The sequence below is a fragment of the Caballeronia sp. INDeC2 genome, assembly GCF_023631325.1.
In the GTDB taxonomy this organism is placed as follows: domain Bacteria; phylum Pseudomonadota; class Gammaproteobacteria; order Burkholderiales; family Burkholderiaceae; genus Caballeronia.
The window spans coordinates 17,039-31,231 of record NZ_JALQDG010000010.1; the positions used below are offsets into that span (position 1 = coordinate 17,039).

The 14,193-nt window shown below is 63.2% G+C and carries 13 protein-coding genes; all 13 read right to left on the reverse strand.

Annotation, left to right across the window (positions count from 1 at the left end):
* Positions 1-88: 88 nt before the first annotated feature.
* The 13 genes from NCS28_RS07705 to ndk all read right to left on the reverse strand — a co-directional run bounded on the left by NCS28_RS07705 (position 89) and on the right by ndk (position 14,005).
* A complete protein-coding gene (locus NCS28_RS07705) occupies positions 89-274 on the reverse strand; it encodes a DUF2065 domain-containing protein (RefSeq protein WP_502801165.1) in 186 nt (61 codons plus the stop codon).
* Positions 275-333: 59 nt separating this feature from the next.
* A complete protein-coding gene (hflC, locus tag NCS28_RS07710) occupies positions 334-1,236 on the reverse strand; it encodes a protease modulator HflC (protein ID WP_250513272.1) in 903 nt (300 codons plus the stop codon).
* Between the two features lie 11 nt (positions 1,237-1,247).
* Positions 1,248-2,642, reverse strand: coding sequence for an FtsH protease activity modulator HflK (gene hflK, locus NCS28_RS07715; RefSeq protein WP_250513273.1), 1,395 nt, complete (start codon positions 2,640-2,642; stop codon positions 1,248-1,250).
* 60 nt (positions 2,643-2,702) lie between these two features.
* Positions 2,703-3,971, reverse strand: coding sequence for a GTPase HflX (gene hflX, locus NCS28_RS07720; protein ID WP_250513274.1), 1,269 nt, complete (start codon positions 3,969-3,971; stop codon positions 2,703-2,705).
* A gap of 87 nt (positions 3,972-4,058) precedes the next feature.
* Entirely contained in the window at positions 4,059-4,295 is a 237-nt protein-coding gene (gene hfq / locus NCS28_RS07725) for an RNA chaperone Hfq (RefSeq protein WP_006999489.1), read from the reverse strand.
* A 160-nt stretch (positions 4,296-4,455) separates the two neighbouring features.
* Positions 4,456-5,796, reverse strand: a complete 1,341-nt coding sequence (gene der / locus NCS28_RS07730) for a ribosome biogenesis GTPase Der (RefSeq protein WP_250513275.1) — start codon at positions 5,794-5,796, stop codon at positions 4,456-4,458.
* Positions 5,797-6,187: 391 nt separating this feature from the next.
* Positions 6,188-7,333, reverse strand: a complete 1,146-nt coding sequence (gene bamB, locus NCS28_RS07735; RefSeq protein ID WP_250513276.1) for an outer membrane protein assembly factor BamB — start codon at positions 7,331-7,333, stop codon at positions 6,188-6,190.
* Between the two features lie 133 nt (positions 7,334-7,466).
* Positions 7,467-8,096 (reverse strand): tetratricopeptide repeat protein, encoded by a 630-nt coding sequence (locus NCS28_RS07740; protein ID WP_250513277.1) that lies wholly within the window; start codon positions 8,094-8,096, stop codon positions 7,467-7,469.
* A 68-nt stretch (positions 8,097-8,164) separates the two neighbouring features.
* The gene (hisS, locus tag NCS28_RS07745) at positions 8,165-9,514 is read right to left on the reverse strand and encodes a histidine--tRNA ligase (RefSeq protein WP_250513278.1); all 1,350 of its coding nucleotides are present in this window, start codon (positions 9,512-9,514) and stop codon (positions 8,165-8,167) included.
* A 6-nt stretch (positions 9,515-9,520) separates the two neighbouring features.
* Positions 9,521-10,849 (reverse strand): flavodoxin-dependent (E)-4-hydroxy-3-methylbut-2-enyl-diphosphate synthase, encoded by a 1,329-nt coding sequence (gene ispG, locus NCS28_RS07750; RefSeq protein ID WP_250513279.1) that lies wholly within the window; start codon positions 10,847-10,849, stop codon positions 9,521-9,523.
* Positions 10,850-10,983: 134 nt separating this feature from the next.
* A complete protein-coding gene (locus NCS28_RS07755; RefSeq protein ID WP_250513280.1) occupies positions 10,984-12,102 on the reverse strand; it encodes a RodZ domain-containing protein in 1,119 nt (372 codons plus the stop codon).
* 185 nt (positions 12,103-12,287) lie between these two features.
* A complete protein-coding gene (gene rlmN / locus NCS28_RS07760) occupies positions 12,288-13,430 on the reverse strand; it encodes a dual-specificity RNA methyltransferase RlmN (RefSeq protein WP_250513388.1) in 1,143 nt (380 codons plus the stop codon).
* Positions 13,431-13,579: 149 nt separating this feature from the next.
* Positions 13,580-14,005 carry a nucleoside-diphosphate kinase gene (ndk, locus tag NCS28_RS07765; protein ID WP_250513281.1) on the reverse strand — a complete coding sequence of 142 codons (426 nt, stop codon included), beginning with the start codon at positions 14,003-14,005 and terminating at the stop codon, positions 13,580-13,582.
* Between the last annotated feature and the right edge of the window lie 188 nt (positions 14,006-14,193).

Genomic DNA, 14,193 nt, shown 5'->3' on the forward strand with positions numbered 1-14,193 from the left:
GCTCGCGCGGCGCTCACGGACTTGAACGGTCAGGGACGAAAGGATAAGGACAAGATAGGCGAAATGGCGGCGGCCTGCCGGACGAGGCTCACGTCGCGATCAGAAGCAGAATCAGGCCGAGCACCATGGCTATCAGTCCGCCGATGCGGACATGGTGCGCCGGCCGCTCCGCGATGCGGCGAAAGGTATCGCGCCACGCAGTCGGGAAGACGAAGGGAAACATGCCTTCGATAATCAGCATCAACGCAAGAGCGAGCAGGAACGTCTCGGCCATGTCCAAGGGATTTTTTTGTTGCCGCGCGGCCGGAAAGCTCCGGCGCGCGGCGCACGGGATCAGCGCTTCGCCGTTGCCGGGGCCGACGTATCCGTCGCGCCACCGGTCGGGCTCTTCATGAAGCGGAAGAAATCGCTGCTCGGGTCGACGACGATCACGTCGCCCGGCTTGAACGTCTTCTTATACGCTTCGAGGCTCTGATAGAACTGGTAAAACTGCGGATCGCGTCCGTACGCATCGGCCGCTATGGCCGCCGCCTTGCTGTCTCCTTCGCCCTTGATCGACTGCGCCTGGCTGTAGGCGTCCGCGACGATGGCCTGTTGTGTGCGCTCCGCGTCGGCACGGATCTTGTCGGCCTCCGCCGTGCCCTTCGCGCGCTCGTTCGCCGCGGCCTGCTGGCGTGCTGCGATCATGCGCTTGTAGACCGAATCGGCCACCGCCGAAGGAAAGTCGATGCGCGTCATCTGCAAGTCAACGAGCTGCACGCCGAATGCCGCGGCCGCGCCTTCCACGCTCTTCTGCGCGTCGGTTTCGATTGCCTGCTGGCTGCCGAGCGCTTCGGTGAGCGGACGCTTCGCGAAAGCGCTCGCGAGCGCCGTGCGCGCGAGCGCGGTGATGCGTTCCTCGGCCGTCTGCGTGTTCTTCTCGTTGCTTTCGAAGAGCTTCAGCGGATCGGCGACGCGATACTTGATCACCGTGTTGACGAGCACTTCGTTCTTGTCCGCGGTCGAAAAGCGGTCGGCGCCGGATTCGTCGATGGTGAGCGTGCGGGTGTCGATGAGTGTGAGCGCCTGGAACGGCGGCGGCAGTTTGAAGTGCAGACCGGGGCCTTCGAGACGCGGATCGCCTTCGCCATGTGCGGCGACGACGGCGGCATGTCTTTCGTCGACGGTGAAGATCATCGAAGACCCGATGAACAACACGATGACGACGGCGACGACGAGCGCAAAGATTCTGTTCATGTTCGCGCTCCTTATTGCAGGTCTTCCGACCGGCTGCGGGAGCGGAACGCGTCGCGCGAGCGCAGCGGATCGCCGCCGGCATTCGCGCTCGCACCGCTGGCGGCGCTTGCCGCGCTGGCCGGGGCGGCCGCCGCCGGCGCCGATGCGCTCGTCGCACTCTGTGCGCGCGCCTGAGGCCCTTCTGTCGCGGCGGCCGCGCCCGGCGCAACTGCGCCGCTCGCGCCTTCGGCCGCGTCCTTCGCCTGCTGCCGATTGGCCTCGACGAGCTTGTCGAGCGGCAGATACACGACGTTACTGCTGCCCTTGTTGTCGACGAAAACCTTGGTGGTGCGCGAGTAGATCTGCTGCATCGTGTCCAGGTACATACGTTGACGAATGACCGCGGGCGCCTTCGAGTATTCCGCGTAGACCTCCTTGAAGCGCTCCGCGTCTCCCTGCGCCTGCGTGACTTCGCGATTGCTATAGGCGCGCGCCTCGTCGATCAGCTTCGCTGCGTCGGCTTTCGCGCGCGGCAGCAACTGATCCGCGTAGGCTTGCGCGGTATCGCGGGCGCGCTCGTTGTCCTGACGCACGCGCGCCGCTTCCTCGAACGCCGACTGAACTTGCTGCGGCGCCTGTACGCTTTGCACCGCGACGCCCGTCACCTGCAAACCGGTGCGATAGGTGTCGAGGGAACGCTGGATCGTCTCGATCAGGCGCGCGCGCAATGCTTCGCGATCCTTGTAGAGCATGTCGTCCGTCGTGAGGCCGCCCGCGATCTCGCGGATCGCCGATTGCGCGGCCTGCGTGACGCTGTCGTCGGCATTGACGCTGCGGAACAGGAAGTCGGTCGGCGACTTGATCTGATACTGCACGGCGAAGCGCACGTCGACGATGTCCGCGTCGTTCGTCAGAAGCGACGCGTCGCGCACGTTGCCTTGCGACAGCGCGGTGCCTCGCCCGACTTCGACGGAACGGATCTGCGACGTATCGACGATTTCGCTCGACTGGAACGGATACGGCAGACGCCAGTGAATGCCTTGCGAGACCGTCTGACGATACTTGCCGAATTGAGAGACGACGCCCACATGCCCGTCCTGCACGACGAACACGCCGCTGCCGAGATAGATGGCGATCAAGACGCCGATGACGATGCCGAGGCCGATCTTCGTGCCGCGGCCGTTTTCGCGCGGCGCGCCGTTGCCGGGCTTCTTGCCGAACACGCCGGCGATGCGGCGATTGAATTCGCGCCACATCTCGTCCAGATCGGGTGGGCCTTCGTCCTTGCCGTTCGGGCGCTTGCCGTCTTGTGGGCGCTTAGAGTCGTTCTTCACGCCATTGCCGTCGCCCCGCCCCCAGCGCGGATCGTTGATCGAAAAGACGGCATGCTCAGCTTGCCGGATAGTCCGCTCTTTGTAGTCGTTCACTCGGTGATTCACCATTAGACAGCCGGGGTCGATGCCGGGTCGATGCAATTCCGAAGCAACTTAATGTCCGTGCTCGGGGACCTTGTGATCGTCACGTTCGACGGCCTGCCGGTGATCGTCCGGCTGCGCGTTCGTATCGTGTATGGCGTTTGACCCGGACTGCGTGGATTGCGTTGCTTCGGACGCCTCGTGCGATTCGGGAAATTCGGCGAGCACGCTGGGTAGGCCCGCATCGGTTTCACCGGTTTCCGCCGTGGCGATTTCGGCGATGGCAGCGCGCAGCGCATCGAGCCCCTGACCCGTGCGTGCACTCAAGAAAACGCGCGAAATATTACCATACTCGTCCCTTTCAACCGCCTCGTCGCGGGCCGCGAGCTCGGGCACCGCATCGATCTTGTTGAAGACGAGAATCTGGCGAATGTTGTCCGCGCCGATGCCGCGCAACACCTCGTTCACCTGATCGATTTGATCGAGGCGCACTGCGCTCGACGCATCGACCACATGCAGCAGCACGTCCGCGTGAATGGTTTCTTCGAGCGTGGCGCGGAATGCGGCGACGAGTTGGTGCGGCAATTCGCGGATGAACCCGACCGTGTCCGACACGACGACATGCCCCGCTTCCTCGCCGAGGAACACGCGGCGCGACGTGGTGTCGAGCGTGGCGAAGAGCTGATTGGCCGCGTACGCCTGTGCCTTCGTGAGCGCGTTGAACAGCGTGGACTTGCCCGCGTTCGTATAGCCGACGAGCGATACCGACATGGTGCGATTGCGCACGCGCTGACGCCGCTGCGTGCCGTGCTGACGGCGCAGCTTTTCGAGCCGCGACTTGAGCGCCTTGATGCGCTCGCCGATCAGCCGGCGGTCGGTTTCGAGCTGCGTTTCGCCCGGTCCGCGCAAGCCGATACCGCCCTTCTGGCGTTCGAGGTGAGTCCACGCGCGAATGAGGCGTGTCGACAGATATTGCAGTTGCGCGAGTTCGACTTGCAGCTTGCCCTCATGACTACGGGCGCGCTGCGCGAAGATATCGAGAATGAGGCTCGTGCGATCGACCACACGGCGCTCGAGCGCGACCTCGAGATTGCGCTGCTGCGCGGGCGCGAGCGCGTGATTGAAAATGACGAGTTCGACGTCGTTCGCTTCGCACTGCAAGCGCAGTTCCTCGACCTTGCCGCTGCCGATGAACATTTTGGCATCGGGGCTCGAGCGGCGGCCGGTGAGCGTGACGGCGGGATGAGCGCCCGCACTTTGTGCGAGCAAGCTGAGTTCTTCCAGACTGGCTTCGAAATCGATCTTTCCGAAGTCGATGCCGACGAGCGCTGCGTTGATCAAATTAATGTATTTACGTTTTTGAAGCGACCGGCGAGTTGCTTAATATTCGCTTTAAAAATGGCAGATTCGCGCCGGCCGCAACGAGGTTTAGGACGATTCAGCGTCCGGGTGGAAATTCACCGGGCGGGCAGGCACGACCGTCGAAATGGCGTGCTTGTAGACCATCTGGGTGACCGTATTTCGGAGCAACACGACGTACTGGTCGAAAGATTCGATGTTTCCTTGAAGCTTGATGCCGTTGACCAAATAGATGGAGACCGGCACGTGCTCTTTACGCAGTGCGTTCAAAAACGGGTCTTGTAACAATTGCCCTTTGTTGCTCATAGCAAACTCCGTGTTTTTTTGCAGGTTGGATATATTGTGGACGAAGAAAAAGAGATCCGCCGACAATCGCTACACTATAGCCGATTTTCGCTGTTTTACGTTTTCTGCACCCCTCGGCCAAATGGCTGACGGCACCGAAACGTAAGGCTTCGCGCGGCTCTTACTCCTTGTCCGCGTAAGGGTTTCGGCTCGACCGAAACTCTATGCGAAGTGGAGTGCCGGCGAGTCCAAAAGTTTCGCGAAAACGTCCTTCCAGATAACGCTTGTACGTCTCCGTAACGGCGTCGAGCGCGTTGCCGTGCACCACGATGATCGGCGGATTTTGCCCGCCCTGATGCGCGTAACGCAGCTTCGGCCGCACCGGACCGCGACGGCGCGGTTGCTGGAATTCGACCGCATCGATCAGCGCGCGCGTGAGCTTCGGCGTCGGCAGCTTCGCCATCGCGGCGGCATAGGCGTCGTCGACCGATTTCATCAGCGCGCCGATGCCCGTCTTCTCGAGCGCGGAAACGTAGTGGAATTTAGCAAAGTCCAAAAACTTGAGCTTGCGCGTCAGGTCCGCCTTCGTGCGCTCACGCACATGAGAGTCGAGGCCGTCCCATTTGTTCACGCCGACGACGAGCGCGCGCCCCTGCTCCACGACGAAGCCGGCGATGTGCGCGTCCTGCTCGGAGATATCCTGCTGTGCGTCGAGCAGAAGGATCACGACGTTGGCGTCCGCGATCGACTGCAGCGTCTTCACGACCGAAAACTTCTCGATCGCTTCGAACACCTTGCCGCGGCGGCGCAGGCCGGCCGTATCGATCAAGGTGTATTTGCGGCCTTGTCGCTCGAAATCAACGTAGATCGAATCGCGCGTGGTGCCGGGCATGTCGAAGGCGATCACGCGCTCTTCGCCGATCAGCGTGTTCACGAGCGTCGACTTGCCGACGTTCGGACGCCCGACGATCGCGATCTTGACGCCGTGCTGCGCCTTCTCTTCTTCCGATTCTTCCGGCTGATCCTTGTACGCGATGTCGAGCGCGTCGTTGATCATCTCGACGACGCCGTCGCCGTGCGCGGCCGAAATCGCGCGCGGATCGCCGAGACCGAGTTCGTAGAAGTCGGATGCGACCGCCGAGTACTTCATGCCCTCGGCCTTGTTCACGACCAGAAAGAGCGGACGGCCCGTCTTGCGCAGATAATCGGCGATCGCCTTGTCCTGCGGCGCGAGACCATTGCGGCCATCGACGATGAACACGACGATATCGGCCTCTTCGACCGCCTGACGCGTCTGCCGCGCCATCTCGTGGAGGATGCCGTCCTTCGCCACCGGCTCGAAACCGCCCGTATCCACGACGAGATACGGGCGTTCGCCGCCTACGCGACCTTCGCCGTAATGGCGGTCACGGGTGAGGCCCGGCAAGTCCGCGACGAGCGCGTCGCGCGAGCGCGTCAGCCGGTTGAAAAGCGTCGATTTCCCAACATTGGGGCGCCCGACGAGCGCAATCACGGGTTTCATCTGATTTTGTTCAAGGTTGAACGCAAGGCGAACGCGGAACGGGCGGTAGAAACGTCTCGTTGCGTTCCGCTACGCCGCGCAATGGCTGCGCTTGTCGAAAATTAGCATGGATTCGGCTTGCCGCACGCGAGGCGTGTCGATTGGCCGGATCGTCGGCGGTCGTTCGCCGGTCTTGCCTCGTTCGAGGCTTATCTGCGCGGCGCCTTCGCGCGACGCGCTCGTTCTTCTACCCTGCTTTTGCAGGCGGGTTTTATCGCGGTGCGCGCGTGGCGCACCGCTTCTTTCTCGTGCGGCTCGTCGCGGCGAGCCTGCCGCGCCGACGGACATCGACGGCGCGCTTGCTGCTCCCGGGCCGCGAGCGCGTATCACACGCTCGGGTCCGGCTTTTCACTCAGTTGCCCGGACGGAAACCATAGAGATCGCCGTCATGCGTCTGAACGACGAGCGTGTTGCCCGCCAGCACAGGCGCCGCGGTGATCGCGCTGCCGTCGGTCGGTGCGCGGCCGATGAGCTGACCGTTTTCCGTATTCAGGAAGTGCACGAAGCCCTGGTAGTCGCCCACGACGACCGCACGGCCCAGAATGTACGGCACGCTGACACTGCGGTTCTTCAGCGAATCCGTCTTCCAGATCTGCGAGCCGTCCGACGCGCGGAACGCGTTGACGACCGACCAGTCGTCCCCCGCCGCGACGATCTGCTCGTCCTGTGCGAGGCCGCTATCGCTCGAGAAGTTCTTTTCCCAGACCGGCTGGCCCGAGTTGGCATCGAAGCAGCCGATGCGGCCCTGGAACGTCACCGCGCAAGTCTGCGCGCCGACGAGTCCCGGCGCGCCGGTCACGTCGTTGATGCGCTCGACTTCGGTCACGCCCTTCGGATACGACACCGGCGCCTGCCAGTAGGCATCGCCCGTCTGCAGGTTGATCGCCGCGAACGTGCCGCCGGGGAAGCCCGCCAGCACCGCCTGATTGCCGGCGAACGTCATGCCCGCCGCGACACGCAGGTTCAGCGGCACGGCGCGCAACTGGAAGACCCACTTCTGCTCGCCCGTCTGCGCGTTGAACGCGATGACCTTGCCGTCGATCGTGCGCACGATGACGAGATCGTTGCCGACGAGCGGCGGCGAGACGATCTCGCCTGGCGCCGTGGCCGTCCACAGCAGCTTGCCGTCGGCGCCGAGCACGTCGACCTGGCCCTTCAGACCGCCCACGGCCGTGAGATTGCCGTCGCTGCCTACGCCCGCGGACAGATCGTCCTTGAGCTTGATGCGCCAGACATCCTGACCGGTCTTCGCGTCGATTTTGGCGACGGTGCCGTTCGTGCCCGCGGCGAAGACGTAGTCGCCGACCGCGACCGGCGAGAACAGATAGCGGCCCGCCTTGCCGACGCTCGCCTTCCACGTCTGATTGACGTTCAACACCGGCTTGAAGTCCGCGAGCGGTGTCGGCACGCGACGTTCATCCTTGGTCGACGAGCAGGCGGCCAACAAGACGGTCATCGCGCAGGTGAGCGGCACGGCGTAGCGTTTCAAAAAAGTCATCGGTGGACGCAACATGAATGGGTGAATTGAGTTGTTCGGCGCCGGCCGCCGCGTCGCTGCATCGCGACGCTATGGCGGGCGGCTTGATTGACTGATGTGCTAGATCGATCGATACCGATTGAAACGATGCGGATCAGCCGCCGAGCGCATCGAGCTTGAACTGAACCAGTTGACGCGCGGACGTGTCGTTCTCGGGCAGCGCTTCGAGCGCGACCTTATAGGCCGCGCGCGCATCGTCGCGTTTGCCTTGTGCCGCGAGCAGGTCGCCACGGCGATCCGCGATCACGCCCTTGAACGCATCGAGCGGTTGATCGGCGAGCAGCTTGAGGCCTGCGTCGTAGTTCTTTTCGTCGAGCAGAACAAGCGCGAGACGCAGCTTCGCGATCTGCTTGTATTCCTCGTCCTTCGCGTGATCGATGGCCCATTGCAGTTGCGCCTTCGCACCTGCCGTGTTGCCCGCCATGTAGAGCGCCTTGGCCGCCGCGAGCGCGGTCATCTGCGCGTAGCCCGTGCTGCCGAACTTCTCTTCCATGTCCGTCGCCACACGCGTGACCAGCGCCTGATCGTTGGCGTTGACCGCCTGCTGAAGATGGTCGTAGAGCACCGATGCTTCGGCCGCCTGACGGCGCTGCCAGAAATTCCATCCGTTGTACCCGGCGCCAATAACGAGCACCACGAGCACGATCCATGTCGTGGTGTTACCCCATTTGGCCCACCAGGCCTTTACGCTTTCAAGTGATTCTTGTTCGTCGTGATAGCTCATCGTCCAGCTATTCCTTCCTGCGTTTCAATTCCCTCAACGAGCGCCGCGCGCGGCAATGCGCCTGAATCTCAGGCACCCTCGTCATCGGCGGTTGCAACCATCGCATTGATTAGGTATTCGGTCAAGTCTTCCGCCGGAACGTTCACTTGCTCGTTCTTTCGGCCGTCAGACGTTTCGTCGCCCGAACGGCGCAGCGGCTTCACGCCGATCATGCCTTGCGCGAGTTCGTCCTCGCCCAGCACGACCGCAAAGGCCGCGCCGCTCGCATCGGCCTTCTTCATCTGCGACTTGAAGCTCGCGGACGCGCCGTCCGGGCTGCAATGCAGGATGACGTCAAGGCCCGTGTCGCGCAGACGCTCGGCGACGATGAACGCGTGCTCCGCGGCCTTTTCGCCCTGATGCACGACGTAGACGTCCGTACCTTCGGCTTCCGGCACGAGCTGTTCTTCCTTCAGCAGTTCGAGGATGCGCTCGACGCCCATCGCCCAGCCGCACGCGGCCGTCGGCTTGCCGCCGAGCTGCTCTATAAGCGGATCGTAGCGACCGCCGCCCGCGACCGTGCCCTGCGCGCCGAGCTTGTCAGTGACCCACTCGAACACGGTGAGGTTGTAATAGTCGAGACCGCGCACGAGACGAGGATTGATCGTGAACGGAATGTTGTTCGCCTTGAGCAGACGCTGCACGCCTTCGAAGTGCTTGCGCGACGCGTCGCCGAGAAAATCGACGAGCTTCGGCGCGTTCTGCGCGATCTCCTGCATCGCCGGGTTCTTGGTGTCGAGCACGCGAAGCGGGTTCGTATGGAGACGGCGCTTCGCTTCTTCATCGAGCGAATCGACGTGCTTTTCCAGATACGCGATCAGTTCCTGGCGATGCGCCGCGCGCTCGTCCGCCTGACCGAGCGAATTGAGTTCGAGGCGGATGCCGGTGAGGCCGAGGTCGTCCCAAAGACGCTGGCACATCATGATGATTTCGGCGTCCGTATCCGGACCCGCGAAGCCGAGTGCTTCCACGCCGACCTGATGAAACTGGCGATAACGCCCGCGCTGCGGACGCTCGTGGCGGAACATCGGACCGACGTACCACAGGCGCTTCGGGCCGTCATAAAGCAGGTTGTGCTCGATGGCCGCGCGCACGACCGCCGCGGTGTTCTCCGGGCGCATCGTCAGATGCTCGCCGTTGAGCGCATCCGTGAAGCTGTACATCTCTTTCTCGACGATATCGGTCACTTCGCCGATACCGCGCGTGAACAACTGCGTATGCTCGACGATCGGCGTGCGGATGTTCTGATAGCCGTATGCGCGCAGCATCGACTTGACGGTGGTTTCGAAGAAATCCCACAACGCGGCATCCTGCGGGAGGATGTCGTTCATGCCCTTCACACCGCTCAGTTTCTCGAGCCGTTTCTTCTGTTCAGTCATCTGTCTTCAAAGGGTTGCGGTGGACGTCTCTTCGCGCTTGCCTGCTTCCTGCCCGTAGGTGCGCTCGACATAGTCGCTGACGATTTGCTGGAACTCCTCGGCGATGCGCTCGCCGCGCAGCGTCTTCACCTTCACGCCGTCGATGAACACGGGCGCCGCCGGATTCTCGCCCGAACCCGGCAAGCTGATGCCGATGTTCGCGTGCTTCGATTCGCCCGGCCCGTTGACGATGCAGCCCATCACCGCGACGTGCATCTTCTCGACGCCCGGGTACTGGTCGCGCCAGGTGGGCATCGAACTGCGCAGATACGTCTGAATCTGCGAGGCAAGCTCCTGGAACAGCGTGCTCGTCGTGCGGCCGCAGCCAGGACATGCGATAACCATCGGCGTGAAGGAACGCAGGCCCATCGTCTGCAAAATTTCCTGGCCTACGACGACTTCGCCCGTACGCGCGCCGCCCGGCTCGGGCGTGAGCGAGATGCGGATCGTGTCGCCGATGCCTTCCTGCAGCAGCACCGAAAGCGCCGCCGTCGATGCGACGATGCCCTTCGAGCCCATGCCCGCTTCGGTCAGGCCGAGGTGCAGCGCGAAGCTGCAACGCTTCGCGAGCTCGCGGTACACGGCGATCAGATCCTGCACGCCGCTGACCTTGCACGACAGGATGATCTTGTCGCGGCCGAGACCCAGTTCGACAGCGCGTTCCGCCGAGCCGATCGCCGACTGAATCAGCGCCTCGTACATGACGCTCTGCAGTTCCCACGGCGTCGAGCGCGCGGCGTTCTCGTCCATCATGCGCGCGAGCAGATCCTGATCGAGACTGCCCCAGTTCACGCCGATGCGCACCGGCTTGTCATATTTGATCGCGGCTTCGATCATCTGCGCGAATTGCGTGTCGCGCTTTGCGCCCTGACCGACGTTGCCCGGATTGATGCGGTACTTCGACAGCGTTTCCGCGCACGCGGGATAGTCGCGCAGCAGCAGATGGCCGTTGTAATGGAAATCGCCGACGAGCGGCACGGTCACGCCCATGCGATCGAGCTGCTCGCGGATATGCGGCACGGCGGCGGCCGCTTCCGGCGTGTTCACCGTGATGCGCACGAGCTCGGAGCCGGCTTGCGCCAGTTCCTTGATCTGGATGGCGGTGCCGATCGCGTCGGCGGTGTCGGTGTTGGTCATCGACTGGACGCGCACGGGCGCGTCGCCGCCGATCGTTACGAGCTGTCCGCCCCAGCGCACATCGACTGCGTGCGATGCGCGGCGCGTCAACGGACCGCCGAAGACCGGCTCGGCCGAACAAATCTTGCTGCTGATCAGGGATTGAGCTTCGGATTGCATCGAAAAACCCTTTGGCAACTTTGGCGCCGATGCGGCGCCGGATTGCGTGGATGGAACCTCAAACGGGCGTCACGGCTTGCACCGTGACGCCCCTGACTTGTCCGTCGCGCAGTGGACCGGTCGACCTCGCCGACTCAAGGTAGCGAGAGACGCGCAACGTTTCCGCGTGCGGACGAATAGCGCTTGGCGTCGACGGGCTCGTCATCGACCGACAACGATTCGACGCCCTTCACGTTGCCGACGGTCACCTTGAACGGCGCCTCGCCCTGCACGCGCTGCGTACTGCCCGCATGGACGAGGCCGGAAAAGAGCTCCTTGCCGTCCTTGCCGCGCACGCTGAACCAGCTATCTTCCTTCACTTTCAATTCGATCGCGCTCGAACCGCTGCCCGCGACGGCAGGTGCGGACGCCGCGGTCGCCACAGGCGGCGCGGTTTTCGCAGCCGATGCAGGCACAGCCGCGGCCGGCGCGCTCGCGCCCTGCACCGCGGACAGCGTCGAAGACGAAGCCGGCAGCGCGTTCGTGCCGAGCGGACGCGGCATCGGCTGCTCGCCGGGCGCAGCGGCCACTTCGGGCAGCGATGCTTCTCCGGTGTTCGCCGCGGCTGCCTCGTCGGGCGTCGGCGCGGACGATGTGCCCGCGGATTCCTTCGATGTCGAGGTCGACGTGGACGACAAGCCCATGCCCGTCGTCGCTTTCAGGCGCGCGAGCCAGTTGCTCGATTCACCGCCGGTGTGCCACATGACGAGCGCCACGAGGACGACGATGATGGCGAGGACGCCCCACAACCACGAACGCTTGCGGCCCGACGAGTTACCGAGCGACACCGACACGCGCCCGCGCGGCAGACCCGTGCCCGCCGAGGCCGGCACTTTCAGATTTTGCTCGATTTCACCGCCGTCGCGCCGGAACGCCTGCGTGAAAGGCGCGGGATCGGCGCCCAGGATCTTCGCGTAACTGCGCACGATGCCCGCGGCAAACGTGCGATCGGGCAACTGACTGATATCGCCGGCTTCGAGCGCGAGCAGTTTCGTCGGCGACACCTTGAGGCGCGCGGAAACGTCGTCGATCGACCATGCCTTCGCCTGGCGAAGCTGCGCGAGACGCGCGCCAACGGCCGGTATCGAGTCCAGAGGCCCAGCCTGGCTCGCATTCGACGCCGCCCCTTCCGCGCCGGCCTGACCGTCGTACTGACCGCCGGACCGGTTGCCGGAATGACTGCCGAAAGGCGTCGGGTGCTGCGGCTCACTCATGCCAAATTCCTCGCATCGATTCTTTCATATAACGCTGTTGCATTGTCCGGTTCAAAAACCACGTGAACGATACAACTCCAGCGCCATTGCAGACCGCTTTATAACAAAATGTTCGGCTTTTAGTGCCGCACTCAGACGCTCGTTGCGCCTTTTCACTGCGGCTTTGTTCAGTTCCGGCGCGCCGTTCAGACCGCCCGCACCTCGATAGTCTTGCTGCCCGCGCGGCTCATGCGTTCGGCAAGACGCGTGCGGTCCTGCACCGCGCCCGCAAGCTGCCCGCAGGCGGCGTCGATGTCGTCACCGCGCGTCTTGCGCACGGTCGTGACTACGCCCGCATCCATCAGAACCTGCGCGAAACGCTTGATCTGCTCGTTCTTGGAGCGCGTAAGGCCCGATTCCGGGAACGGATTGAACGGAATGAGGTTGAATTTGCACGGCACGTCGCGCGTTACGGCGAGCAGTTCGCGCGCGTGCGCCTCGGTGTCGTTGACGCCGTCGAGCATGCAATATTCGAACGTGATGAAGTCGCGCGGCGCGACCTTCAAATAACGCTGACACGCGGCCATCAGTTCGTGTAGCGGATACTTCTTGTTCAACGGCACCAGCATGTCGCGCAACGGATCGTTCGGCGCGTGCAGCGACACCGCGAGCGCCACGGGCAGATCGGCGGCGAGACGGTCCATCATCGGCACGACGCCGGAGGTGGACAGCGTCACGCGGCGGCGCGACAGGCCGTAGGCGTTGTCGTCGAGCATCAGGCGCATGGCCGGCACGACGGCATCGTAATTGAGCATCGGCTCGCCCATGCCCATCATCACGACGTTCGTGACGACGCGCTCGCCCTTGCCCGGACCGCCGACTTCGCGCCCGAGCGACTTGCGCAGCGCGAACTCCGCCATGCGCAACTGGCCGATGATTTCGCCCGTCGTCAGGTTGCGGGAAAAGCCTTGCTTGCCGGTGGAACAGAACCGGCAGTTCACCGCACATCCCGCCTGCGACGACACGCACAGCGTGCCGCGCGTTTCTTCGGGGATGAACACTGTTTCGACCGCGTTGCCGTTGCCGACGTCGATCAGCCACTTGCGGGTGCCGTCGGCGGAAACGTGGTCGCTGATGATGTCGGGCATCGCCATGTTGGCGCGGCCCTTGAGTTTTTCGCGCAGCGATTTCGCGAGATCCGTCATGCCGTCGAAGTCGTCGGCACCGTATTGATGAATCCAGCGCTGCAATTGCTTGGCGCGAAACGGCTTTTCGCCCAGGCTCGCGCAATACGCGGTCAGCCCGGCGGCGTCTAGATCGAGAAGATTGACGGTGCTGCTGCTCGTCATGTCGAGTTCTGCCATTTCAGATTGCGAAGCCCGGACTATGTTGTCCGGGACCGTTCGCGCCAATGTCTGCTTCTTTCATACCGCTATTCTTGCGTCGAGGCGCGATGCGCGCGGCGGCCAATAGACCGGCGCGCGGTGCGACGCGAAGATTAACGCGAGTAGACGTTCACTTCCGGGAAGAAGAACGCGACTTCCTGACGCGCCGTTTCCGGAGCGTCCGAGCCGTGCACGGCGTTCGCGTCGATGCTGTCGGCGAAGTCGGCGCGGATCGTGCCCTTGTCCGCCTTCTTCGGGTCCGTCGCGCCCATCAGGTCGCGATGCTTGGCGATTGCGTTCTCGCCTTCCAGCACCTGAATCACGACCGGGCCGGAAATCATGAATTGCACGAGATCGTTGAAGAACGGACGCGCGGCATGCACGGCGTAGAACTTTTCCGCGTCGGCGCGCGACAGATGAACCATGCGCGACGCAATGATCTTGAGACCCGCGTTCTCGAAACGGCTGTAGATCTGGCCGATAACGTTCTTTGCTACCGCGTCCGGCTTGATAATCGACAGGGTGCGCTCGATCGCCATGAAAAACTCCAAAAAATGAACAGTTTACGGATTAAGACGAATCGACAATTATAGCACGAAGCAATGTATGATTGCGATTGATACCTTACGGTGCCGTAAGGATCAAAACCAGCGAGGACTTAACCGTCCGGACGGCCGAATCAGCCTTTCGAACTATTGAATTCGGCGCGCGCCGGGGCCATATTGGA